Source organism: Bifidobacterium lemurum, from assembly GCF_014898175.1.
GTDB classification, from domain to species: Bacteria; Actinomycetota; Actinomycetes; order Actinomycetales; family Bifidobacteriaceae; genus Bifidobacterium; species Bifidobacterium lemurum.
This window is the reverse complement of record NZ_CP062948.1, coordinates 1,821,278-1,845,431: the sequence shown is the minus strand read 5'-3', so window position 1 is coordinate 1,845,431 and position 24,154 is coordinate 1,821,278. Positions and strand designations below refer to the sequence as shown.

The window sequence follows — 24,154 nt, the reverse complement described above, 5'->3', positions numbered from 1 at the left end:
CCTTATGGACTGAGGGTTTGCTTGGTGGAGGCGGCGGTCCGCGCGCGTTCGGGGACCGCTCAGGTGGGTCGATGGTTGGACCGGATGACGGGGCCGGGTGGCGGGCGGCGGACCGTATGTCGGCCGCCCGTCCGAGGGGGATGGTTTAGAACAGCAGCAGGGAGGCGAGTCCCATGATCGGGAAGCTGCACAGCCAGTAGACCGGCACGCCGTTCTTGAGGAAGGTCTTCGGCTCGAGTTCGTTGTAGTTGACGGCCCACATATTCCACGACTGGGTGACGCAGGCGGAGATGCAGGTCATCGAGGGCACCACGAGCATCGCGAAGAGGAACCAGGCGTTGAAGACGCCCATGCCCATGAGGATGCCGATCACCGCGGAGCCCGCGCCGTAGAGCTCCAGGGGCCCGCGGAACAGCGCCAGCGGGGCGAGGATGCACACGGCGAGCGCGAGAATGAACTCGTTGTTGGGCACGATGGAGGTGAGGGCCGGGCCGAAATCGGCCATGACGGTGACGGCGGTCTGCTGGAAGAAGCGCAGCACGAGCAGCATGATGATCAGGCTGCCGATGTCGCCGATGGCGGTTTTGGCGGTGGAGTTGAGGATCTCGACGAAGCCCTTGTAGGTCTTCATGTAGCCGGTGCCGAGGAAGGCGATGATGGAGGCGAGGAACAGCGCGGGCACGGAATCCCACTGGAAGAGGATGCTCAGGGCCACGGGCACGACCGGCAGCACGTAGGTCCACACCGGCACGTCGGGGATGTCGGTCGGGCGGTCGGCGGGATCGCCCACCTCGTACGGGGTGCCGTTCTTGATGGCTTTGGAGTTGATGAGGATGAAGATGATGACGCCGGTCATCTGCACGATCATGGCGGGGATGCCGAAGCTCAGATAGTGGTTGCCCCATTCGATCACCTGTCCGTCCGGGGATTCGTATCCCTGGTAGAAGGCGGCGAACTGCACGAACATCACGTTGTTGATCCACATGGCCGCGCCGATGGAGAGGGTGAACACGGGCACGGAGACGCGCTTGGGCACGCCGAGACGGCCGAGGATCGGGAAGAGGATCACGCCGATGGCGATGGCGGAACCGACGCCGTAGGCGCTGGTGAAAATCAGGCAGGTGACGAGGGCCACGGCGATGGTGGCCAGTATCGGGCTTTTCTCGCCGACCTTGGCGGTGCGGTACGAGATGGAGGCGGCGATGCCGGTGTCCACGAGCACGCGGCCGAACCATGCGCCGCAGATGATCTGGATGATGGTCGGGCCGTAGGTCAGGGCCGGTTGGGCGAAGGTCTCCTCGATCACGTCGAAGGATTCGCCGACGCCGAACGGCACGCCCATGAAGTAGATCAGCGTCCAAACGATGGTCAGGATGAAGAACCCGACGGTGAGGTTGCCGCCGCGCATCGCGTAGATCACGAAGCAGGCGAAGGAAGCAATGAGCAGGATGCCCATGATCCACATAATCATGTTCTCGCTCCTCCTTGAGCAGGTGGTGACTCTATTTTCCAGTGCCGATCGGTCGGATTACGTTGACCGTTCGTGTTGACCGATTTAGTTTATCGGTTTCGTAAACCGATAAACATAGGATACATCGAAGCTGAAAATATGGAATTCACGGCGTGTCGCCAACAACGGCAACAAAAAACGCGCCCGAAGGCGCGTTGGTTATCAACCGGAACCACTATCTCATAGTGGAGGCGTGGATATGAAGTTGCGCGGGCACTTCAAACAGGAGGTGGCCGTCGTTCCGTGCGGCCACGACGATGCCATCCGCGGCGCCCTCTTCGAGGATGGCGTCCTCGGCATCGCCGCCGCCACAGGTTCGCGCCAGCAACGCCTTGGCCACGGTCCGCCCCATCAGCACCGGCTGCTGGTCGAGACAGGTGATGCCCTCGCCGCTGTAACGGGCCCATCGCTCGTCGGCGAAGGCGCACACGCCGATCCGCCCACGCTCGCCATCGAGCTCAGGCATCGCCTCCATCACATCGCGCATGCTCTCCTCGTTGTTGGCGAACAGGCAGACGCGCCCGGCCCCGCGCTCCCCCACCACGGCGGCCAGACGCGCGCGCAGGTCGTCGATTCCACCGTCGTACACCAGCACCTCGCCGCTTAGCCCGCCATCGTCCGACGCGCCATTCACCGACGCGCCATGCCCGGCCAGATAGCGCTCCACCGCCTCGCGACGGATGGAACGGGTGCTGACGCCCCGGTCGGAACGGGTCACGAACACCACGTGGGAGAAGCCCCGCGCGGCCACGTGGTCGAGCATCTCGACCGTGGCCTCATGGTTGTTGGTCGCCACGCAATCGCATACCATCGGCCGCACGAAACGGTCGAGCATCACCATCGGCTTGGGCTCGCCGCCGGTGCAGTAGGCCGTGAGGTACGCGTCGTTGCCCCCCACCGTGTTCACGATCAGCCCGTCCACCTGCGCGTCGAGCAGCGCCTCGATGTTCGCGCGTTCGATCGCCGGATCGTTGTTCGAGTCGCTGACCAGCAGCTGGATGTCGCGCGCGCGCAGCTCCTGCTGGATGCCCTTGAGCATCTGCGAGCTGAACGGATTGCCGATGTCGGCGATCGTCACGCCCACCATGTTGCTCACGGTGGATTTCAGCCCCTGCGCCATCCGGTTCGGCCGATAGCCGAGCTCCTTGATGGCCGTCTCGATCCTGGCTTTCGTCTCGTCGGACATATACCCGTACTCGCCGTGCAGGTAGCGCGAGATCGTGGTTTTCGACACTCCGACCGCGGCCGCCACATCCCCCATGCTCGGCTGTTTGCGTCCGGAGTCTCGTTTCATTGCGCCCCCTGCGTGCGATGTCGGTTTATCGGTTTATCACGTGTTCGTCTTCCATGATAGACGCGTCGCCGTCGCCATCCGGTTTCATCGTGGTGACGAAGCGATGCACCTTCATCAGCGCGCCGGCCACCTGATGGGCGGAGATGGGCCGGTTGTTCTGCACCCACCACACGATCAGCCCCGCCGCCGAGGACGCGATGAGCTGCGCCATGAACTCCGTCTCCAATGGGGAGGCCTGCAATTGGTCGGTGGCCGGCATCTCGCGCATCAGCGTCAGGATCATCGGCTTGAGCCGCCTTTGCAGCAGATCGCCGCCGCCGTTCGACAGCAGCAACGCGTAGGTGTCGAAATGCCGGTCCAGATGGGCGAACAGCCGCTCCAGCGTCTGCGACTGCTGCAGTTCGTCGATCGGCACGTCGGGCCGGCCCATCTCCTCGGCCAGCTCCTCGAACAGCCCGTCCACGTAGGCGTTCATCCAATCGTATTTGTCCACGTAATGCAGGTAGAAGGTGGCTCGGTTGATATCCGCGCGTTCGGCCACCTCGCCCACCGTGATGCGTTCGAATCCCTTCTGCCGCATCAACGAGAGGAACGCCTCGTCGATCGCCTTGCGCGTGCGCCGCGCCCTGCGGTCGCGGGTTTCGCTTTTCGCCACGGTCATACTCGCTCCTTCGACGGTTACTCGACAGTTTTCTTGCTATGTCGTTTAGTCCACAACTGACGCATGTTGCGTATTGCAGTCCTCATGCCTTCATTTGTACTCTCGTTCATCGACAAGTGTTGATTATCAATCTTACGTCGATTATCAATCAATCGTCGTCAACTAGACAAAAGGAGGCAAGCGTTTCGTGGACATCATCGAAGTGAGTCATCTCACCAAGGACTACGGGTTCAACCGTGGCGTGTTCGACGTCTCGTTCGCCGTCGAACAGGGCGAGGTGTTCGGATTCCTCGGCCCCAACGGCGCGGGCAAAACCACCACCATCCGGCATATCATGGGCTTCTCGAAACCGCAGGAGGGCACCATCCGGGTGCAGGGACGGGACAGTTGGCGCGAGGCGGCGACCATCAAACGCTCGCTCGGCTATCTGCCGGGCGAATTGGAGTTCCCCTCGGGCATGACCGGCACGCAGTTCATCGACTATATGGCCGAGCTGCGCCATGTGCCCGACCGCGCGCGCACCGACGAGCTCATCGAACGCTTCCGGGTGAACCCAAACGGCGAGATCGCACGCATGAGCCTGGGCCAGAAGCGCAAACTCGCCATCGTCGCGGCCTTCATGCACGACCCGGACGTGCTGGTGCTCGACGAGCCCACCAGCGGACTCGACCCGATCATGCAGGAGCGGTTCATCGAATTCGTGGCCGACGAGAAACGCCGGGGCAAAACCATCCTGCTCTCCAGCCACATCTTCTCCGAGGTCGACGCCACCTGCGACCGCATCGCCATCATCAAGGACGGCCATCTGGTCTCCACCGTGGTGGCCGACGAGCTGCGGCACAACGACGAGAAGGTGTTCGAGGCGGAGTTCACCACCGACGAGGAATACGAGCGCTTCCTCGCCGAGACGACCCTCACCGTCGATTCCGCGCGCCCCGAACGCCGGCAGGTGCGCGTGCGCTTCACCGATGACCGCGACCGCGAGTTCTTCGCCCAGATGGGCCGCCGCCAACTCGTGTTCCTCACCGAGGTCAAATTCACATTGGAGGACTATTTCATGGCGTTCTACGACCGCAAGAAATCCGTCGAGGAAGGAAAGGAGGGCATGGCTCATGGCCTCGTGCATTGAGATCCGAAACCTCACCCACGACTACGGCGCGGGCCGCGGCGTCTTCGACGTGTCGCTGGACGTGCAAGACGGCGAATGCTTCGGATTCGCCGGCATCAACGGCGCGGGCAAAACCACCACCATCCGCCATCTCATGGGCTTTTTGAAACCCGACTCCGGCACGGCGGCCATCCGCGGACGCGACTGCTGGCGTGACGCCTGCGAGATCAAACGGTCGGTCGGCTACGTTCCCGGCGAGATCGCCTTCCCCGCCGTGGGAACCGGCAACGACTTCCTCGACCTGCAGATGGAGCGCGCCCGCACGCACGACCGGGCCTACCGCGACTATGTGTGCGACGCCCTGCAGCTCGACCCCACGGCCGGGCTCAAGGCGATGAGCAAGGGCATGAAGCAGAAGACCGCGCTGGCCGCCGCGTTCATGGCCAAGCCGGACATCCTCATCATGGACGAGCCCACCACCGGACTCGACCCGCTGATGCGCGACCGCTTCCTCGAACTGCTCGACGAGCGGCTCAAGGCGGGTTGCACGGTGTTCATGTCCAGCCATATCTTCGGCGAGATGGAACGCAGCTGCGACCGCGTGGCGCTGATCAAGGACGGCCATATCGCCGACGTGAAGGACGTCAACGAGATCCGCCACAACCATCACAAGGAGTTCCGCGTCGAATTCGCCACGCGCGAGGAATACGAGAGGGCCCGCGCCCTTGGATTCGAACTGGCCGAGGAGCGCCCCGAACGGCTGCAGATCACCTTCGGCGTCGACGACGGCGACATCGCCCTGCTGCTGAACGCGCTGATGGAGTTCGACGTGCTCTGGTTCAAGGAGATCAAGCATTCGCTGGAGGAATACGTCCTCACCGTGTTCGAGGCCGAGGAGGCCGGCAAGGCCGACGACGCCGACGGCACCGACACGACCGACGCACTCCGGTAACCCACCTTCCACCCATAGTTTCAAGGAGACCAATCCCATCATGATCAACAAGTCGATCCTCAAACAATGCCTGAAAAGCAACGGCAAGATGTGGGCGGTGTTCACCGCCGCGGCCGTGGCGTTCCTGGCGCTGATCATCTGCACCTTCGACCCGACCGCGTTCTCGGCCATCGCCAGCGCCGCCGAGGGCACCGCGCTGTCCGGCGTGACCGAGAATCTCGGATCGCTGCTCGGCACGCTGGAGACGTACTATTCGATGATCGCCGTGCTGCTCGGGCTCGTGTTCGTGTACCTCACCTCTAACAGCCTGGTCGTGGAGGAGGTGGACTCCGGCTCGATGGCCTACACGCTGTCCACGCCGATCCGCCGCAGCAGCGTGGTCATCACCAAAATGACGTATCTCATCGTCTCGCTCGCGCTGATGATGGGCGTGATCGCCGGTTCGGGCTACGCCATCACGGAGCTGCGCTGGGGCGCCGTGTCCGATACCGCGATCACCGACGACGTGTCCGTGGCGGCCAAATCCATGAACAAGGACGAGGATTACGTGCGCACGCATCTGTACGTCATCAAGGACGACGCCGAGGCGCTGTCGGTGGGCGCCGACGCGCGCGATCTGGACGAGGACTCCTATCTGGCGTACCTCGATATGAAGATGGACGACAACGCCTATAAGGCCGCCGCCAAGGAGCTCACCAAGAACCGCTTCGACCAGTACAAGGACGTGACCGGCGACGACCGCCCGGACAACGACGAGATCGAGATCACCAAGGAGGAGCTGGAGGCCGATCCTTCGCTGATGCTCGATGACGACGACGCGCTGAAGGCGGGTGCGGAGCCAAAGGGCATGACGCTGATCGAATACCGCGACTACATCCAGCAGATCGTCGACGAGCAGGACGCGTCCGCGGATGAGGCGGCCGATGCCGAAGCCGCGGCCGACAGCACCGCCAACGCCGATTCCTCCTCGTCCTCAGATGACGCAATCGCCGCGACCGGCGCCGAAGCCGCGGCCCTCACCGACGCGACGACGCTCACCCTGACCGAACCGTCCGACATCATGCAGGTTGCGTTGATGGCCTCCGCCGAGGCGCTCGACACCAACACCGCCACCTTAAGCGACAATCTGATCCTGATGAAGGACCAGAAGGCCCTGGACGCGGCCAGCGCCGCGACCGGCGTGCCCGCCGAGCAGCTCACCACACTCATCAACCAGTCGATGGCCAGCGCCGCCTTGTCCGAGGATAACGGCATCAGCTTCGACAACGAGGCCTACGCTTGGCTGAACTTCGGCTGCTTCCTGCTGTTGCTGGCGATCTCCGCCATCGGCTTCTTCGCCAGCTGCGTGTTCAACCGTTCGAAGACGGCGATGGCGTTGGGCGGCGGCCTGCCGTTCGCCTTCTTCCTGATCGAGGTGATCACGCAGATGGGTGAGTCGCTGGAGAACCTCAAGTACTTCACGATCAACACCCTGTTCGACACGGAGAAGATCGTGGCGATGGACAACTTCGCGCCGGGATTGTGCGCGCTGGCGGGCATCGCCGTGACGCTCTACGCCGCCGGCTGCGCGATCTTCTGCAAGAAGGACCTGCCGCTGTGATGCCACAGTGATGTCACAGTGATACCGCTGTGATTCCACTGACCCTCACTGTGATTCCACCGCACTCCCCACGCACAGCGGAATCACAACCTCATGAGGCCACGGCCGCGCCGCCCCGACCGGCGACCGCGCGGCCGCCCTCCACAACCGCATATGCCGCCCGCCGACTCCCCTATCGGCGGGCGGCATCTTGCATGCGCCTCACAGCACGCGCAATGCCTGCTCCAGATCGGCGATGAGATCATCGACGCCTTCGATGCCGACGGACAGACGCACCAGATTCTCCGGCACTTCAAGCGTGGTGCCGGACACCGAGGCGTGGGTCATGGCGCCCGGATGCTCGATCAGGCTTTCCACACCTCCCAGCGATTCGGCCAGCGTAAAGATCCTTGTAGCTTCGGCGAAGCGTTTCGCCGCCTCAAGCCCGCCCTTGACCTGCACGGAGATCATGCCGCCGAATCCGCCGTGCATCTGGCGCGCGGCGACCTCATGCCCCGGATGCGATTCCAAGCCCGGATACCAGACGCGTTCGATCTCGGGCCGCCCCTCCAGCCAGCGCGCGATCGCCAACGCGTTCTCGCTATGCCGCCGCACGCGCAGGTCGAGGGTTTTGAGCCCGCGGATGTCGAGCCAGGAGTCGAAAGGCGAGGGCACCGCACCGGCGGCGTTCTGCAGGAAGGCGATCTTTTCGCGCGTCTCCTCGTCGTTGAGCGCCACCGCGCCGCCGACCACGTCGGAGTGGCCGCCGATGTATTTGGTGGTCGAATACACCACCACGTCGGCGCCGTCCTCAAGCGGATGTTGCAGGGCGGGCGAGGCGAAGGTGTTGTCGACCGCGACCTTGACGCCATGCTCGTGCGCGACGGCGGAGACCGCGGCGATGTCGGTGATGTTGAGCAGCGGATTGCTCGGCGTCTCCACCCACAGGTAGCGGTACTCCTTGGCCTCCATCGCGGCGGCCACCGCGGCCGTGTCGGTCACGTCCACCACGTCGAGGCCGATCCCCCACGGCACGAACACTTTGGCAAGCAGACGGTAGGTGCCGCCGTACACGTCGTTGCCGAGCAGGATGTTGTCGCCGGGGCGCAATGTGGAGCGCAGCAACACGTCGATGGCGGCCAGGCCGGACGAGAAGCTCAATGCGTAGCGCGCGCCCTCCACGGCGGCGAGCTGCGCGTCGAAGGAGTCGCGGGTCGGATTCACGGAACGGCTGTAATCGTAGCCGTTGCGCGGCGCGCCGACGGCATCCTGCTTATAGGTGGAGGTCATATAGATCGGCGTCACCACGGCACCGGTGGCCGGATCAGGCTCCTGACCGGCGTGGATGGCGCGCGTGGCGGTGGCGAAGGCGGCGGAATCGGCGAAGTCGAAGGTTGCGGTGGTCATATGCTTGGTTCCTTTACGCTGAAATGTTCTCTATTGTGCGTGTTTTCGCTGGCTATGTGTTGTTTTTGAACGGTCTTGGCTTGTCGACGAAACGCGTTTGGGGCGTCAATCGAGTTTGGTGTGCGCAAATCGCGATCCTGAGCGTTGCCGACGTTTTCTCAAACGAGAGACCGGCGGAATTCCGCGGTTCCGTTTCTCCGCTCATACCGACCGCCCGTACACGGCCACACCAAACTCGAAAACGCGTGTTGTGACGATACGAACATCGTTGGCATTCCCTTAATTCGCCAGATACCGCTCGGCGATCGAGGGGCGGGTGGTGCGTTCCACCACGTCGGCGAAGCCGTTGGCGCGCATCCATTCGTCGTTGAAGATCTTGTCGAGGTAGCTGCGGCCGGAGTCGGGCGCGAGCACCACGACGGTCTGGCTCTCGTCGAGGTCGTTGTCTCGCGCGTACTTGATGGCGGCGGCCACGGCCATGCCGGACGATCCGCCGACCAGCAGTCCCTCCTCGGCGGCGAGACGCCGGGTCGTCTCGAAGGCCTCGGCGTCGCCGATCTGCACGATGCTGTCGGTGATGTTTCGGTCGAAGGCCTTGGGGTAGAAATCCTCGCCCACGCCTTCGATTTTGTACTGGTGCACATCGTCGGGATTGGAGTAGATGGAGCCTTCCGGATCGGCGCCGATCACCTTCACCGCGCCGTTCGACGCCTCCTTGAGGTAGCGGCCGGTGCCGGAGATGGTGCCGCCGGTGCCGATGCCGGCCACGAAATGTGTGACCTTGCCTTCGCTGGCCCGCCAGATCTCCGGACCGGTGGTGGCGTAGTGGCTGGCCGGACCGTTGGGATTGTCGTACTGGTTGGGTTTGAACGCGCCGGGGATGGCGGCGGCGAGACGGTCGGAGACGCGGTAGTAGGAGCGCGGATCATCCGGCTCCACATCGGTGGGGGCCACGACGACCTCGGCTCCATAGGCGCGCAGCACCGCGCGCTTCGATTCGCTGACTTTGTCTTGCACGACGAAGATCGCGCGGTAGCCGCGCTGCTGGGCCACCATGGCCAGCCCCACGCCGGTGTTGCCCGAGGTGGGTTCGACGATCACGCCGCCGGGCTTGAGTTGTCCGGAGCGTTCGGCCGCGTCGATGATGCGTTCGGCGATGCGGTCCTTCGAGGAGCCGCCCGGATTCATGTATTCGATTTTGACGACGATGGTGGCCTTGACGCCGGCCGCTTGGGGCAGGTGGCGAAGCTTGACGAGTGGGGTGTTGCCGATCAGGTCGGCGGTGGAGTCGGCGATGGTCATGGCTGGGGTTCCTTCTGCTGGGCTGACTGTTCGGGATGGTGACTGGTGTTCTGGTGTATGACCGACGTCTCCAGGTGAACAGTGCTCGGCAGTTGAACCGTTGAGAAGAACCGTTGCGGTATCTGCGTTCGCGTTCGGGCGTATGCCACGAACCCACGCGTATTCGTTGTGATGTTCCTCGCGAAGCTATGCGTCGAATTTTTCCGGGAAGAGAAGGAAAACGAGGACCGCGGCCTGATCGCCGCGAAGAAGGTTCTATCTCAAGTTATGCGTCGTCAACCGCTCGCCTAGGGGCGTCGGTCAGCGACAACAACATGAGATGAACTGCATGGTTCATGACCATAGCATAAGGGGCGGCGTCGGCGCGCCGCCCCTTTCCGCATAATGGACATGCCGGGACGTCTCAGACGACCGCGCCTTTCGGAACCGGCATGACCTCGCGCCGCTTGGTGAGCATCCACGTGACCCATACGACCAGCGCCGCGAATACCACGACCAAGGCCAACGGAATCCATACGACCGGCTTGTCCACATACACCGAGGCGTCGTCGTCCGGCGACAGTCCGACGCCGCCTTTGAGAGCGTCCCACAGCCACTGCGGCCGACCCGGAATGAGGGATTCCCGGAATCCCCCTGCGACCGCGACGATCGCGGACACGACCACCGCGAACCACACGACGCCGTGGGATCTGGCCTTCGCCAATACGGCACCGGCCAGCTGTCCCGCCATCGCGACGCCCAGCATCAGAACGAACACCGCGAGGAACACGAACAGCATGCCGAGCGGCAGCACACGAGGCACATATTCGTCAGGCAGACCGGTCGGCGGAATCGCGCCCGCGACCATCTCCTCACCGGAGACGCCTTGAAATCCACCATCCGAAGTCGGGGATTCCACGATGGCCAGCGAATACGTGTAGAGGAACCGCTCGGAACCCAACGTCAACTGCAACGGGGTCTGCAACGCGCGCGTAATCGCCCATGGCACATAGACCATAACCGTGGCGCACAACGCCAATGCGGCGTTCGCAACGCTTTGCTCCCAAACGATCGTCCGTCGGGACACGCCATGGCAGAGCAGCGGGTCGACGCCCAGCACCGCCCATGCCGCGGCCGCCAGAAACAGGCAGACCAAGACTTGCGTCTCCAACACGTCGGTACTCCAGGATTCGTCCCAAGACAAACGCTGCCACCATGCGATCGCGTCGAAGGCGATCACCGCCAGCAGGCCCGCGGCGAACACCAGCGCGAACAAGCCGTGTTTGTGCAGGGACGCGCGCCATTGACGACTGAACATCCAAGTTTTACGCACCATATCAGACCTCGATTCCATCACGACGGTTCCGTTCGGCGGCCGCCTGGGCATAGGAGGAGGTGAGATGGACGCAATACTCCTGCAATCCGAGCGGACGCGCCGTGACTCCCTCCGGCAGGTCGGCGGCGTCCACCTCGCCTTTGACCGTCAGCGCGACCATCGCTCCCAGCGACTGCCGCCGCATCACCAGCAGCCAGTTGCCGGCCGCGTACGCCTCCACCACATCGGCGGGCCCGGTGAGCTCGGCGGCGCGCCTCGCCACGCGGTCCATTGCGAAATCGTCGAACACCTGACCTTCTTCAAGGATGATCGCATGTTCGATGACATGCGCGATCTCGTCGATGATATGCGTGGAGATGACGATGGTGCGCGGACGTTCGGCGTATGCCTCCAGCAGGAACCGGTAGAACAGCTCGCGGTTGACCGCGTCGAGGCCGAGCACCGGCTCGTCGAGCAGCAGCACGTCGACGGGCACGCATAACGCGGCGACCAAACGCACGATCATGCGCGAGCCGAGCGAGAGGCCACCGTATTTCGAGGCGGGGTCGATGTCGAACGCGACCAGCATGCGTGTGGCCAGTGTCCAGTCGAAGCCACCGTAGAACCGCTCTTCATTGCGGAAGAACGACTTGAGCGAATGGGCCATGAGGAACGGCAGCGTCTCATTGACCAGATAGACGCGCCCCTGCGCACGCTCGTTGTCCAGCGCGTTGGCGCCGTCCAGGGTGATGCCGCCGCCGCTGGGCACGATCCGGTTGGCGATGGTGGCCATCAGCGTGGATTTGCCCGCGCCGTTGCGGCCGAACAGCCCGTAGATCACGCCGTCGTTGAGCACCAGGCTCACGCGGTCGAGCGCCGGCACGCCGTCGAATGTTTTGCTCAGATTGGTGATGACGAGGCTCATGCTGCGCCCTCTTTCATGATTGACGGTACCCCTTCTCGATCAGCTCGGACAGCTCGTCCGGTCCGATGCCGAGCCGTTTGGCCTCGGCCACCAGTTGGGCGACGCGTTTCGTGAGGAATTCCTCGCGCATGGCCGCCCGGGCTTTTTCCCTGGCTCCTGTGGCGACGAACATACCCAGCCCCCGTCGCTTCTCCAACAATCCTTGGTCGACCAACAGGTTCATGCCTTTGAGCACGGTGGCCGGGTTGATGCGATATGCGGAGGAGATCTCGGTGGTGCTGGGCACCTGCTCGCCTTCCCGGTAGGTTCCGGCGACGATGGCCTCGTTGAGCTGGGTCGCCACCTGTTTGAACAGCGGTTCGCCGCTGGTGTCGTCGAATCGCACGACCACCTCCCCGGCAAGTTCTTTGGTTAGTTACTTATGTAACTAACCATATAACTCAAATGAGGGGCTGTCAACATATCAATACGCGCACAAGCGCAAAAGACTTGGGAACATCAACCGAATCAAGGGACAACGCGCATACGCAACGGACGGCTCACATCGTATCTGCGCTACCGGTAGTGGATAATCGGTGTTGCAAACATCGATCTGCGTTACCGGTAGTGTGCAAACGCGGCGAACCTCACTATGTTTGGCGTAATATCAAGGCCCATAGGCGAGATAACGGCAAACTGGCACTACCGGTAACGCAGATCGATGTTTGCAATGCCGCAAAAACACTACCGGTAACGCAGATACCCTTATCACCAACGCATCGAGGCCGCGTCAATCAGCTGACGCGTGTATGCGTTCCGCGAATCGGCAAGCATGGCGTCGGTTTCGCCGACCTCTTCGACACGACCGTCATGCAGCACGACGATGCGGTCGGCCAGATGCTGTACTACACCCAGATCATGAGACACCACAATCAGCGCGGTACCGGGCCTGGCCTGACGGATCGCACGGAAGGCCTCGAGAATCTGGACACGGGCCGCCACATCGATGGCGCTCATCGGCTCGTCCGCGAGAATCACACGGGGCTCGTTGACGATGGCGCGGGCGATGGCGACGCGTTGCGCCTGTCCGCCGGAGAGATTCGCCGGATGCCGCCGGGCGAACACCGCCGGATCAAGCCCCACGGTGCGCAACGCCTGATCCACCCGTTCCAACACCGCCTCGCGGGGCATATCCTTATGCCGCAGCATCACCGGTTCGGCCACCGAACGCCATACGCTCCAATGCGGGTCGAGCGATCCGAACGGATCCTGGAACACCAGTCCGGACTCCCGCCGCAACGCTTGGAATCCAGGCAATTTGCGCATGGCCGACAATGACGACGGCTTGACGCGTGCTGCACCGGAATCCACATTCGTATCCACGACCGCGGCATCGGCCACCGATTGGGAGGAGTTGACCGCGAGCCCGTCATAGCACACCACACCCGCGTCCGCGGTCTCCAGACCGAGCAGAATACGCGTCAACGTGGATTTGCCGGATCCCGAACCCCCGATGACGGCGAGGCACTCCCCCTCGCGCACGTCGATATCCACGTCGAACAGCACCTGTTCGCGCGCGGCGCCGCGGCCGAAGGATTTACTCAATCCCCGCCCTTGCAGTATCGCCTTGGTCCCGTCCATCAGATCTCCCCACTCGCCGCCGCGGATCGGCCCGGCAGCGGATTCCCGGATAATGTGAGCCGTCTCGCCGCAGTGACCAGCCGCCGCGTCGCATCGGTGCGCGGCGAGGCCAACAGGTCGGAGGTCGCGCCGGATTCCGCGACGCGCCCCTCGTCGAGCACATAGCAGCGTGTGGTGGCGCGCGCCAACACCGAGAAATCATGGGTGATGAACAGCATGGACGCGCCCGCGTCGTCGACCAGCGACACCAGCAGATCGACGATCTGACGCTGGGTGATGGAGTCCAGCGCGGTGGTCGGCTCGTCGGCGATGATCAGACGCGGCGAGGTGACCAACGCGGTGGCAAGCCCCACGCGCTGCTGCTGGCCGCCGGAGAGCTCGTGGGGGAATTTGCGCGCCAAATCGGCGTCAAGCCCGACTTTGGCGAGCATCGCCATCGCACGGTCCCGACGTTCGGCGCGGTTCAGATCGTAATGCAACGCGAGCGGCAGCTCCACCTGCTGCGCGACGGTCATCACCGGATTAAGGGAGGCGGCCGGATTCTGGAACACCGTGCCCACATAACGTCCACGCAGGTCCGCGAGCGCGCGCTCGTCGGCGAACCGCTCCCCCTCGCATACGACCGCGTCCCCCATCCGAATCAGGCCGGACACCTGCGCGCGCGGCGGCAGCAGACCCAGCATCGCCTTGGAGATCATCGATTTGCCCGACCCCGACGAGCCGACCAGGCCGACCCGTTCGCCGTCGCCGACACGCAGATCCACGTCGCGCACGATCGGCGCGCCCTGGATGGCGATGTTCAAACCGCGAATCTCAACGCCCATATTCCGCCTCCTCCTGCGCGGCCGTGACATACCGCTCCTCCAACGCGTCGCGCAGCGCGTCGCCGAACACGTTCAGGGCGATGACCACCACCGTGACGATCAGGCCCGGCCACAATACGGTCAGCGGATACACATTGATGAATTTGACCGACGTGGCCAGCGAATGACCCCAGCTCGGCACGCCCGAGGGCACGCCTATGCCGAGGTAGGTCAGTCCGCTTTCGGCCAGCACCGCCGTGCCCGCGGACAGCGACAACTGCACCAGCAGCACGGGGAGGATATTGGGAACGATATGGGTCGCGAGCACGCGTATGCCGCAGGCGCCGTTGGCCATCGCGGACTCCACATAGCTCGACCGCGCGGCCAGCAGCGCCGCGGGCCGCGCCACGCGCGCGAGGTTCAAGCCATATCCGAATCCGCAGGCCACCACGATCACCATAATGGACGCGCCCAGCGGCACGGCCAGAATCAACGCGATCAGCACGGTGGGAATGGAGATGAGCGCGTCGACCACCACCACGGAGGTGTTGGCGAGCGCGGAATTGCGCGACACCATCAGCGTGACCAACAGCAGACCGAACGCGCCCGAGAAAGCGACGGTGAGGATGACGATGAGCAGATTCGTGCGTGAGCCCGCCATCAGCCAGCTGAACACGTCCGCGCCGGTGCCGTCGGTGCCGAGCCAGTGCGAGGCGGAGGGTTTGTCCCACACGTTGTAGCCGTCGGTCGCCCATAGGGATCGCGGGGTCCAGAACAGGGAGATGAGGGCGATGAGAATCCACAGCGCGAGGACGACCAGCGAGAACCGGCCTTCGGGTTTGCGCCAGACGGCACGCAGAAGGGAGACGATCATCCTCCCGATTCCGTCCCGCGTCTGGGACGTCAGGGCGGGGCTCCCCTTTGGGGACGACGGGGACGAACGCTCCGTTCGGGGCGACGAGGGCGACGGATGCCGTCTCGAGGATGATAGGGGGCTGCGGCTCATCGGTTCACCTCCGAGGCGTCGGCGGATTTGAGACGGGGGTCGAGCAGACGGTGCAGCAGGTCAACGATCAGGCCGACCCCCAGGAAGAACGCGGCGAGCAGGAACAGCTCGCTTTGCACGGCGATGAGGTCGCGGTTGCCCACGTCGGTGACCAGTCCGCTGCCGATGCCGGGCAGCGCGAACAGGTTTTCGATCACCATCACGCCGGTGACCATGGAGGCGAACGTCAGTCCGACCACCGACACGAGCTGCGGGGTCGCGAGCCGCAGCCCGACGCGCAGCACCGCCTGGGTGCGGGTCATGCCGCAGGCGCGGGCCATATCGACGTAGCCGGACGAGGCCAACGATTCCAATGTGGAACGCGTGTAGCGCATGATGCTCGCCCCCACGATGACGCCCACCGACAGGGCCGGCAGGATCAGCGACCAGATCGCCTCTCCGGGGGAGCCCCACCCCTCCTGGGGGAAGCCTTGCGAGGGGAAGATCCCCAACAGTCCGGAGCCGCGCGAGAACAGCAGGATGAGCAGGAGTCCGCCCCACAGGGCCGGAATCGCACCGCCGATGACGGCCACGACGCGCAACGCAGAGCGTGTGCGGGGCGAGCGCGCCAGCACGGCCGCGCATCCGAGCGGCAGTCCGATGGCCAACGCCACCAGCAGTCCGAGGATGATCAGCGGAAAGGTGATCGAGGCGCGCGTGCCGACCAGCGTGGTGATCGAGCGGCCGGTCAGGATCGACGTGCCGAAGTCGCCGTGCAGCAGCGCACCCGCCCAGTCGACGTACTGGACGGCCAACGGTTTGTTCAGACCGAGCTGTTCACGCAGCGCCTCCACCCGTTCGGGAGAGGAGTTGACCCCCGCCATAACGGAGGCGACGTCGCCCGGCAGGACGCGCAGCGCGGCGAACACCAGCACGGAGATGCCGAACAACGCCGCCGCGAACAGCAGCAGACGGCGAAGAACGAACCTCATATCGGCATCTCCTTACGTGATTGCCACTCTCTTGTCTATCGGGCGGACCCATCGCCCCGCCCTCGTCCGTTGGACGGACCGTCCCCACTCCGTCATGCTGAGCGGAGCGTAGCGCAGTCGAAGCATCCCCTGCCACTGGTCACGCGGTGTAGGTCACGTCGTACAGGGGCAGCAGGGTCTGGTTCATGTTGAACGGGAATCCCTCCACGCCGTTGGCCATGGCGGTGGTGACGCGGAAGTTGAACAGCCAGTCGGCGGGCGCGTCCTCGGAGACGATGCGAGCGGCCTCGGCGAATTTGGCGTCGCTCTCCTCGTCGGAGGTGGCGGCCACGCCTTCGGCGTACAGCCGCTGCACTTCGGCGTTGTCGTAGCCGTAGTAGTAGTCCGGGTCGGCCCACTGGTAGAGGTCGTGGCTGTCGTTGTGGTTCACCAGGGACAGGTCGTAGTCGTGGTTGGTGTACACATCCTGCAGCCAGGTGGAGAACTCCACCACGTTCACCGTCAGTTCGATGCCGACCTGCTTGAGCTGCGAGCGCAGCTGGTCGCCCAGTTCGGTGCCGTAGGTGCTCGCGTCATAGGTGAGGGTGAGCTCCAGCGGATGCTCGGTGGAGTATCCGGCCTCGGCGAGCAGTTCCTTGGCTTTGTCCACATCGTGCGGATATAGGTCGGTCAAGTCCTCGTAGCCGGGGTCGAGGGAGGGGATCGGCCCGCCGAGCGCCTTGTCGGCCCCGCCGCGCGAGGCGATCAGCTCGTCATGGTCGATGGCGTAGCGGATGGCCTGGCGCACGCGCAGGTCGGAGGTCTTCTCGCCTTTCGAGTTGAAGGCGAGCACGTATTTGTCGGTGCCGTCGCCCGTCTGCACGGTGTAGTGCTCGGAATCGGAGGCGAAAGGCTCGGCCAGGTTCTCGACGATCGGCGCGAGCACCTGCACATCGCCGGATTTGAGCGCGTTCACCGCGGCGTTGTCGTCGGCGAAGTATTTGACGACCACGGTCGGGGTTTTGGCCGCGTGCTCCCCCCAGTAGTTCTCGTTGGCCGTCAGCGTGACGGAATCGTTCTCCACGAATTTCGACACCGTGTACGGGCCGGAGCCGACGGCCTCGGTTTTGGCGTCGTAGTCGGCGTCCTTGTCGAACACAAGGCCGGGACGCCCGGTGAGGGTCCACAGCAGGTTCGAATTCGGCGCCTCCAGCGTGATGACCACGGTGTTCTCGCCGTCGTCGGTCACGGAGGTCACGCCTTCGAGCGAGTCGGCGTCATGGTACTGCTGGTCGATGAGCTCGTTGATCGACCAGGCCACGTCCTCGGCGGTGAGCGCGTCGCCGTTGGAGAAGCTCATGTTCTCGTTCAGGGCGAAGGTGTAGGTCAGGCCGTCGTCGGAGACCGTCCAGCTTTTCGCGATGGCGGGCACGACCTGGTTGTCCGAGTCGCGTCCCACCAGCCCCTCGTACACATTGCCGATGAGCAGCTGGTCGAGCGCGGAGCCGGACTGGTTGCGGATGTCGAGATTGGTGGGGGCGAGTTTCAGTCCGATGGTCACGGTGCTCGCGGTCTGCCCGGAGCCGGACGCGGCATCGTCGGATTTCCTGCCGAATATGGTTGCGCCGATGACGATCGCCACGACGGCGACGACGGCGATCAGCACCCATACCCACGCCTTGGGCCCGTGATGCTGGTTCGATGATTTCGCGCGCCCCTCCAGGGTCGCGTCGGTGCTGGCCACGGCGTTCGCGCCGGTGGCGGGGTTTGTCTTCTGCTCTTCGGTTGCGTCGGCGTCGCCGTACACACCATGATCGTGAGACATGGATCTTCCTTATGCAATTATCGTTGGTTTTTCGATTGGTTGTCCGCCCGAATAGGGTCGTCCACCAAAGGATGAGTATAGCGCAGCGCACGAACGTCGTTCCCGTTTCCGTTCGTGCGATTCTCCCGCGGGGTCCAAACGAACACGTTTTCGATGAAATCGTTGCGATTTCGCCAAATCGGGCGATGTGCGATTGTTCGCGACATGTTCGGAATGTTCGCACGACCGCGAGTCTCGCAACGCTCCGTGCGACCCCATCCCGTATAATCGCATCAGCAAGGGAGGCAATCATGCTCGTCGCAGTCGATATCGGCAACACCAACATCGTCCTCGGATTCCTGGAAGGCGATGAGATCGTCGGAACCTACCGCATCACCACCAAAGCCGACCACACGTCGGACGAGTACGGCCTGATGCTTACGGAATTCCTCGCGATGAGCGGCTACTCCGCGAATGATGTGGACGATGTGGTCATCTGCTCGGTGGTGCCCAAGGTGATGTACTCCTTCCGCGCGAGCATCGTCAAATTCCTCAAAATCGAGCCGATGATCATCGGCCCCGGCATCAAAACCGGCATCAACGTGCGCGTCGACGATCCCAAGTCGCTGGGCGCGGACATCCTGGCCGGATGCGCCGGCGCGTACTTCACCTACGGCGGCCCCGCCCTGGTGGCGGATTTCGGCACCGCGACCACACTGATCTACGTGGACGGCAAGGGCACGATCACCAGCGGAGTCATCACCACAGGCGTGCGGTCCTCCGCCGCCGCGCTGTGGGGGCAGACCGCGCAGCTTCCCGAGGTGGAGATCGCCCGCCCGTCCTCCATCCTCGGCACCAACACGCGCGACTGCATGCAGGCCGGCCTGTATTACAGCACGCTCGGCGGCATCGAACGCATCATCGCCCAGTTCCATGAGGAGATCGACGAGCCGTTCCAGGTGATCGCCACCGGCGGCTTGGGACGCATGTTCAAAGACGATACGGATGTGATCGACGTGTACGATCCCGACCTGATCTTCAAAGGCATGAAGCACATCCACACCCGCAACGCCTAGCCTGCGCTTCACCGCCGCCGATTATCTTGTCAGCCAATCGGCGGCGCTCACCACGTGAACGCCCTTCGACTGGAAACTGTCGGCGACACGTATCACCACATACCGTTCGTCTTCCGGGATGCCGAGTTGCGCGCCCACAGTGCCAACGCTTTTCGCGAAACGGTCATGATAGGTCTGACCAGACTTGATTTCGACCAGCCGCGGGTGACGCATATCCGTATAGTCGAGAAGATCCACTTCGACCTTGCTGTCGTCTCGATAGAACATGAGTCGAGGTTCCCGGCCCTGGTTGAGATACCTCTTCATGGTTTCGGCAATGATCAGGTTCTCGAACACCATGCCCAGATGCGGGGACACCAACAAATCCTCAAGAGCATCATATCCCAGCAGATGGCAGAGCAATCCGGTGTCATAGAAATACAATTTGGGGGTCTTGGTCAGCCTTTTGCGGATATTGGCCGCATACGGCATCAAAGAGAAAGTGATGTAGCTAGATTCCAAAACAGACGTCCATGAACGAACGGTCGCCGCAGCGACCTCAAGTTCATTCGCCAGTTTCGAGTAATTGACAAGATTGCCGGCATTCAACGCACACAAACCAAGAAAACGACGAAAAGCCGTAAGATTACGCACATCTAGATACTCTCCGACATCACGCTCGATGTAGGTGTTGATGTAATTGTCGAAGAACACGTCATATGGCATTCCCGTGTCGTACAACCGCGGATAGCCGCCACGCAGCATAAAGTCGTCGGAGGAAAGCGATGGCGAGTCCCGCAGAGTCTCCCCATACGACAACGGCAGCAACTTCAACAGCCCCACACGTCCGGCAAGCGATTGGGTGATGCTGTCGAGCAGCAGGAAATTCTGCGAGCCGGACAGCACATATTGCCCCACCGCACCACGTTCATCGGACACCACTTGAATCATCGAAAACAAATCGGGAACATACTGGACCTCATCGAGGACGAGCTTTCCGGAACGATTCCGGATGAAACCCACTGGATCTTCCAAGGCGGCGGTGCGCAACTGGGGATCCTCGAGATTGAGGTATTCGTAATCCTTGAACACGCTTCTGACCAGCGTGGTTTTTCCGCTCTGTCTGGGGCCTGTGACCGAAACCACGGGGAACCATTCGGAAAGCTGTTTCGCGCGATCTGCCAATATTCGAGGTATCATCGCCCCTCCAGCCATTGTGCCCATAATCTGTAAGTAGATAATACCATATTTGATAAATAGGAATTACCATAATTGATAAGTAGAAACCACCATAATCTGTAAATAGCACTGAGATTCATTAGTGATTTCAACGTTTTTGGGATGTGAAGCCAGTTCGACCGCCCCGACTCGAGTCGGCTCGCCGCATCAATCGAATTGCCCCGCCTCCCGAACGCCCGTACCGTGGGTATCGACAGATCAGGCAACACGGATCACCTTACGTTTATTGGATGGTGAAGCCCTGGTTGAATCCGTATTCCTCCAGGTCCTTCTGCCAGAGGGCGATGCCGTCGGCGAGGCTGATCTTCTCTCCCGGGTGCTCCAATGATTCCAGCGGATCGCCGTGGCTGTCCGTCCGGCCCTGCTCGATGGCGTTTTCACGCGCCTGATACGCGTGATAGGAGCTCGACCAGCGGTAGGCCCGCCCCACGGTGGATCTGAAGTCGCTGCGCGCGTACACCTCGAACGGCAGATACTGGTAGTCGGTGGAGACGTTCTCCGCCGCCTGCGCCAGCACCTCGTTGAACCGTTGCCCGCCGAAGTAGGCCACGTCGACGCCGCGCGAGTCGCGGATGGTGGTTCTGCTCAAAAAGTCACGGCTGTTCAGGGTGGCGTTGTCCGCGGGGAAGGCGCCGCCGTCCACGCGCGTGGAGATGCCTTCGGTGCTGTGGGTGACGAATTCCACGAAGCGGAACGCCGCGTCGGGTTTGCGGGTCAGCTGCAGCACCGCCAGCGCGGAGCCGCCGTTCTCGGCGTTGGCTGGCTGGCCGTCCGGCGTGGGCATCTGGGTCACGCGCCATAGGCCCGCGGTGCCGGGCACGTCGGCGAGCAGCAGCGAGGGCATCCACGCGCCGGAGAACACGGAGGCGATGGTGCCGTCGCCGATGCCTTCCTGCCAGTCATCGGACCAGATCTGCGAGCGCGTGTCGATCAGGTCCTCGTCGATCATCTTCTGCCAGAACTCGGTGAACGCCTGCACGCCCGGGTCGTTCTCCAGGTCGATGGTCACGGTTTTGCCGTCCGTGGAGGTGCGGAAGGGCTGTCCGCCCGCCAGCCAGATCATCGCGTCGTAGAAGCTGGCGTCGCCCGCGTCGGCGGCGATGTACACGCCGATCGCCTTGAGTTTTTTGGCCGCCTCGTAGAAGTCGTCCCAGGTTTTAATCTGTTCGGCGTCCACGCCGGCCTGATCGAACACGTCTTTGTTGTAGAAGAACGCCATGGGGCCGGAGTCCATGGGCAGTCCGTACACGCGGTCGGCGAGCTGCACGGACGACCAGGTGCCCGGCGTGAAGAATTCGGAGTATCCGGAGGTGACGCGGTCGGTGATGTCGAGCAATTGGCCGGACACCGCGTATTGGCGCAGGGCGAAATATTCCAGCTGCACCACGTCGGGGGTGCCGTAGCCGTCCTGGATGGCCGTGTTGAGGTTGTCGTAGCCGCTGATGTCGGTGAGCTCCACGCGGATGTCGGGATTCGCCGCCTCAAACTGTTCGACCACGGCCGCCATGCTCGGCTCCCATGACCACACGTTGATCACGGTGCGGTTGTCGACCGCGGACGCGGCCCCGCAGCCCGCAAGGCAGACGGCGAGCGTGACGGCGGCGAGCGTCGTGGCCAATCGTTTGAGTCTCCGTCCGATAATGCGCATGCCCTCGAGTCTACCCGGTGGCCCGGGCCGGCCTCTGACTTCCGATTCGTTCCACATCAATCCGCGCATGCGGCATCCGAAAGCTTCGATTACCCTTATACGCACTTTTCATAGCCTTGCGACCACTGTTTTTTACATTTTTATGAGCCTTGATAAGGGTGAATCACACACTTTTATGAACCTTGAACACCGCCTATTCCACACTTTTCCGGACCTTGATGCGCAGGTGCGACGGGAATAACGGCCGCTTTCCAATAGCGAACCCCGGAACCGCTCAACCAGCCCGGCATCACGAAGCCGTTCTCACAACAACACGACGCGAACCACGCATTCCCGAAAGCAAGCACCGTACATGTCATTCCGAGCGGAGCAAAGCGGAGTCGAGGAATCTCAACCGCACGTGAGATCCCTCGGCTCCGCTCGGGATGACGAGGAGAACACTCGGGATGACAAGGAATCCAGCTCACAAACAGAAGGCCATGTACAGCGGCAGATACACGCGGCCGTCTTTGACGTCCATCTGTTTGGGATGAATCACGTATTGCACACCGACGCGTTTGCCGAATTTCGCTCCGAACCGATCCAATGATGTGGTGCCATACTGGCGCGGGGATTTGACCTCGACCGGACTGACGCGCGGCTTCATCGCGGCATCGGCATACGGACGGATGATTAGGAAGTCGATTTCCATGCGTTCCTCGTTTCCCTTTTGCCCCGATTGGGTATAGAAGAACAATTTATGTCCGTTGGCCCGCAGCATCTGAGCCACGATGTTCTCCGTGAGCATGCCCTCATTCAGCCCGATGTCACCGCGAAGCACGGCACGATACACGTTTTCGTCGGTTGCGGCGCTGTCGGCGAACGCCAGGGACACCAACAGTCCGGTGTCCGCCATATAGCATTTGAGCGATGTCTGTTCCATACTGAGCGACAGTCCCACGGAGGGATCAGCGCAGGCGAAACAGAGGTTGGCGATACGGGCATCGGCCAACCAGAAAAAGGATTCCTCGTAATCACGCATGCGAGCGCTTTTGCCCAATGAGCTTAACGAGAACCGTTTCTCATGCTTGGAGAGCTGTCCCGGAATCCCGTCAAGCACGGAGGCGACTTTGAACTCGTATCCACGCGCGAACCTTGCCACATCATTGCGATAGAGTTCGAGGATGCGCCGTTTGCTGGCATCCACAGAGGCGAATTTCCGCTGTTCAACGTAGATGCTCACCGGATCCGGCATACCTCCGACCAGCATGTATTCTCGGAGCAGCCCCATGGCGCGTCGATGCAATCCGTCAGGCAGTGGCCGCGACGCCGCGAACTGACGACGAATGAGGTCGGCGAGCTGTCGTTGCCCCATCGCCCACAGGAATTCCTCGAAATCCATCGGATTCAAGTCCATGGATTCCTCTTCCGAGGGAATGACGATATCTTGAATGTTCTGCCTGATGGATAGCAGAGAACCGGTTTCGATGTAGTCGAAGCGGCCATCCGCAACCAGATATTTAATCAAACCGCGCGCTTCGGGGAACATCTGCACTTCGTCGAACACCACCAACGTGTCCCGCTCATACAATTCGACGCCATAGTACGTCGACAGGTAAAGGAACAGCGTGTCCAGATCCGTGCGATAGTCGCGGAAATACTGACGCACCTCCTCGGTGGCCTGGAAAAAATCGATGAACAGGCACGAACGGTATTCCTGTTTGCCAAATTGGGAGACCAACGTGCTTTTGCCCACACGACGTGCCCCCTCCACCATCAGAGCGGTTTTGCCGCGGCTGGTGTTCTTCCACTCCACCAACCGTTGATACGCCTTACGTTCCAACATGTCCAGCCTCACCACCAACACGAAATGCAGAACTTCACATCTCCGATGTTACACGAAATGCAGAACTTCGGAAGTCGTTTCTCACACGAAATGCAGAACTTCATCTCTCTGCCGACACACGAAATCACCGACTTCGGAACACACAAGCCACGACCGACGGCACAGCGACGCG

General features: G+C 62.4%; 20 protein-coding genes. 4 read left to right on the top strand and 16 right to left on the bottom strand.

Annotation, left to right across the window (positions count from 1 at the left end; translation table 11 throughout):
• Positions 1-145: 145 nt before the first annotated feature.
• From BL8807_RS07035 to BL8807_RS07025, 3 genes are all read right to left on the bottom strand, one after another.
• Positions 146-1,471 carry a gluconate:proton symporter gene (locus tag BL8807_RS07035; RefSeq protein WP_072726616.1) on the bottom strand — a complete coding sequence of 442 codons (1,326 nt, stop codon included), beginning with the start codon at positions 1,469-1,471 and terminating at the stop codon, positions 146-148.
• 214 nt (positions 1,472-1,685) lie between these two features.
• Positions 1,686-2,804: a LacI family DNA-binding transcriptional regulator gene (locus tag BL8807_RS07030; RefSeq protein ID WP_072726617.1), complete on the bottom strand. Its 1,119-nt coding sequence runs from the start codon at positions 2,802-2,804 to the stop codon at positions 1,686-1,688.
• Between the two features lie 25 nt (positions 2,805-2,829).
• Positions 2,830-3,465 (bottom strand): TetR/AcrR family transcriptional regulator C-terminal domain-containing protein, encoded by a 636-nt coding sequence (locus tag BL8807_RS07025; protein WP_072726618.1) that lies wholly within the window; start codon positions 3,463-3,465, stop codon positions 2,830-2,832.
• 187 nt (positions 3,466-3,652) lie between these two features.
• On the opposite strand from BL8807_RS07025, the gene BL8807_RS07020 reads away from it, so the two are divergent.
• The 3 genes from BL8807_RS07020 to BL8807_RS07010 are packed head-to-tail and all read left to right on the top strand — an operon-like array spanning position 3,653 to position 7,125.
• On the top strand, positions 3,653-4,594 hold the full coding sequence (locus BL8807_RS07020; RefSeq protein ID WP_072726619.1) for an ABC transporter ATP-binding protein: 942 nt from the start codon (positions 3,653-3,655) through the stop codon (positions 4,592-4,594).
• Positions 4,578-5,525, top strand: a complete 948-nt coding sequence (locus BL8807_RS07015; RefSeq protein ID WP_072726620.1) for an ABC transporter ATP-binding protein — start codon at positions 4,578-4,580, stop codon at positions 5,523-5,525. The genes BL8807_RS07020 and BL8807_RS07015 overlap by 17 nt, the downstream gene beginning before the upstream one ends.
• Positions 5,526-5,565: 40 nt before the next feature.
• Complete coding sequence (locus tag BL8807_RS07010) at positions 5,566-7,125, top strand: ABC-2 transporter permease (RefSeq protein ID WP_072726621.1); 1,560 nt, start codon at positions 5,566-5,568, stop codon at positions 7,123-7,125.
• Between the two features lie 201 nt (positions 7,126-7,326).
• Here the strand turns inward: BL8807_RS07010 and BL8807_RS07005 are convergent, their stop codons facing one another.
• From BL8807_RS07005 to BL8807_RS06960, 10 genes are all read right to left on the bottom strand, one after another.
• Entirely contained in the window at positions 7,327-8,511 is a 1,185-nt protein-coding gene (locus BL8807_RS07005) for a cystathionine gamma-synthase (protein ID WP_072726622.1), read from the bottom strand.
• A gap of 279 nt (positions 8,512-8,790) precedes the next feature.
• Entirely contained in the window at positions 8,791-9,813 is a 1,023-nt protein-coding gene (locus BL8807_RS07000) for a pyridoxal-phosphate dependent enzyme (RefSeq protein WP_072726623.1), read from the bottom strand.
• A gap of 403 nt (positions 9,814-10,216) precedes the next feature.
• Positions 10,217-11,128, bottom strand: a complete 912-nt coding sequence (locus tag BL8807_RS06995; RefSeq protein WP_072726624.1) for a hypothetical protein — start codon at positions 11,126-11,128, stop codon at positions 10,217-10,219.
• A gap of 1 nt (position 11,129) precedes the next feature.
• A complete protein-coding gene (locus BL8807_RS06990; RefSeq protein WP_072726625.1) occupies positions 11,130-12,032 on the bottom strand; it encodes an ATP-binding cassette domain-containing protein in 903 nt (300 codons plus the stop codon).
• Positions 12,033-12,045: 13 nt separating this feature from the next.
• Positions 12,046-12,417, bottom strand: a complete 372-nt coding sequence (locus BL8807_RS06985; RefSeq protein WP_072726647.1) for a GntR family transcriptional regulator — start codon at positions 12,415-12,417, stop codon at positions 12,046-12,048.
• Between the two features lie 362 nt (positions 12,418-12,779).
• Positions 12,780-13,655: an ABC transporter ATP-binding protein gene (locus BL8807_RS06980; RefSeq protein ID WP_370737555.1), complete on the bottom strand. Its 876-nt coding sequence runs from the start codon at positions 13,653-13,655 to the stop codon at positions 12,780-12,782.
• Positions 13,652-14,476: an ATP-binding cassette domain-containing protein gene (locus tag BL8807_RS06975; protein ID WP_072726627.1), complete on the bottom strand. Its 825-nt coding sequence runs from the start codon at positions 14,474-14,476 to the stop codon at positions 13,652-13,654. Before BL8807_RS06975 ends, BL8807_RS06980 begins: the two co-directional genes overlap by 4 nt.
• Positions 14,466-15,329: an ABC transporter permease gene (locus BL8807_RS06970; RefSeq protein ID WP_072726628.1), complete on the bottom strand. Its 864-nt coding sequence runs from the start codon at positions 15,327-15,329 to the stop codon at positions 14,466-14,468. The genes BL8807_RS06975 and BL8807_RS06970 overlap by 11 nt, the downstream gene beginning before the upstream one ends.
• Before the next feature lie 128 nt (positions 15,330-15,457).
• Positions 15,458-16,432: an ABC transporter permease gene (locus BL8807_RS06965; RefSeq protein WP_072726629.1), complete on the bottom strand. Its 975-nt coding sequence runs from the start codon at positions 16,430-16,432 to the stop codon at positions 15,458-15,460.
• A gap of 139 nt (positions 16,433-16,571) precedes the next feature.
• Entirely contained in the window at positions 16,572-18,236 is a 1,665-nt protein-coding gene (locus BL8807_RS06960) for an ABC transporter substrate-binding protein (RefSeq protein WP_072726630.1), read from the bottom strand.
• Between the two features lie 290 nt (positions 18,237-18,526).
• Between BL8807_RS06960 and BL8807_RS06955 the strand changes: the two genes are divergently transcribed.
• Positions 18,527-19,291 (top strand): type III pantothenate kinase, encoded by a 765-nt coding sequence (locus BL8807_RS06955; protein WP_072726631.1) that lies wholly within the window; start codon positions 18,527-18,529, stop codon positions 19,289-19,291.
• A gap of 21 nt (positions 19,292-19,312) precedes the next feature.
• On the opposite strand, the gene BL8807_RS06950 is transcribed toward BL8807_RS06955, so the two are convergent.
• From BL8807_RS06950 to BL8807_RS06940, 3 genes are all read right to left on the bottom strand, one after another.
• A complete protein-coding gene (locus tag BL8807_RS06950; RefSeq protein WP_226847296.1) occupies positions 19,313-20,485 on the bottom strand; it encodes an ATP-binding protein in 1,173 nt (390 codons plus the stop codon).
• A gap of 247 nt (positions 20,486-20,732) precedes the next feature.
• Positions 20,733-22,157, bottom strand: a complete 1,425-nt coding sequence (locus BL8807_RS06945; RefSeq protein WP_072726633.1) for an ABC transporter substrate-binding protein — start codon at positions 22,155-22,157, stop codon at positions 20,733-20,735.
• Between the two features lie 463 nt (positions 22,158-22,620).
• On the bottom strand, positions 22,621-23,982 hold the full coding sequence (locus tag BL8807_RS06940; protein WP_083570267.1) for an ATP-binding protein: 1,362 nt from the start codon (positions 23,980-23,982) through the stop codon (positions 22,621-22,623).
• Positions 23,983-24,154: the final 172 nt, after the last annotated feature.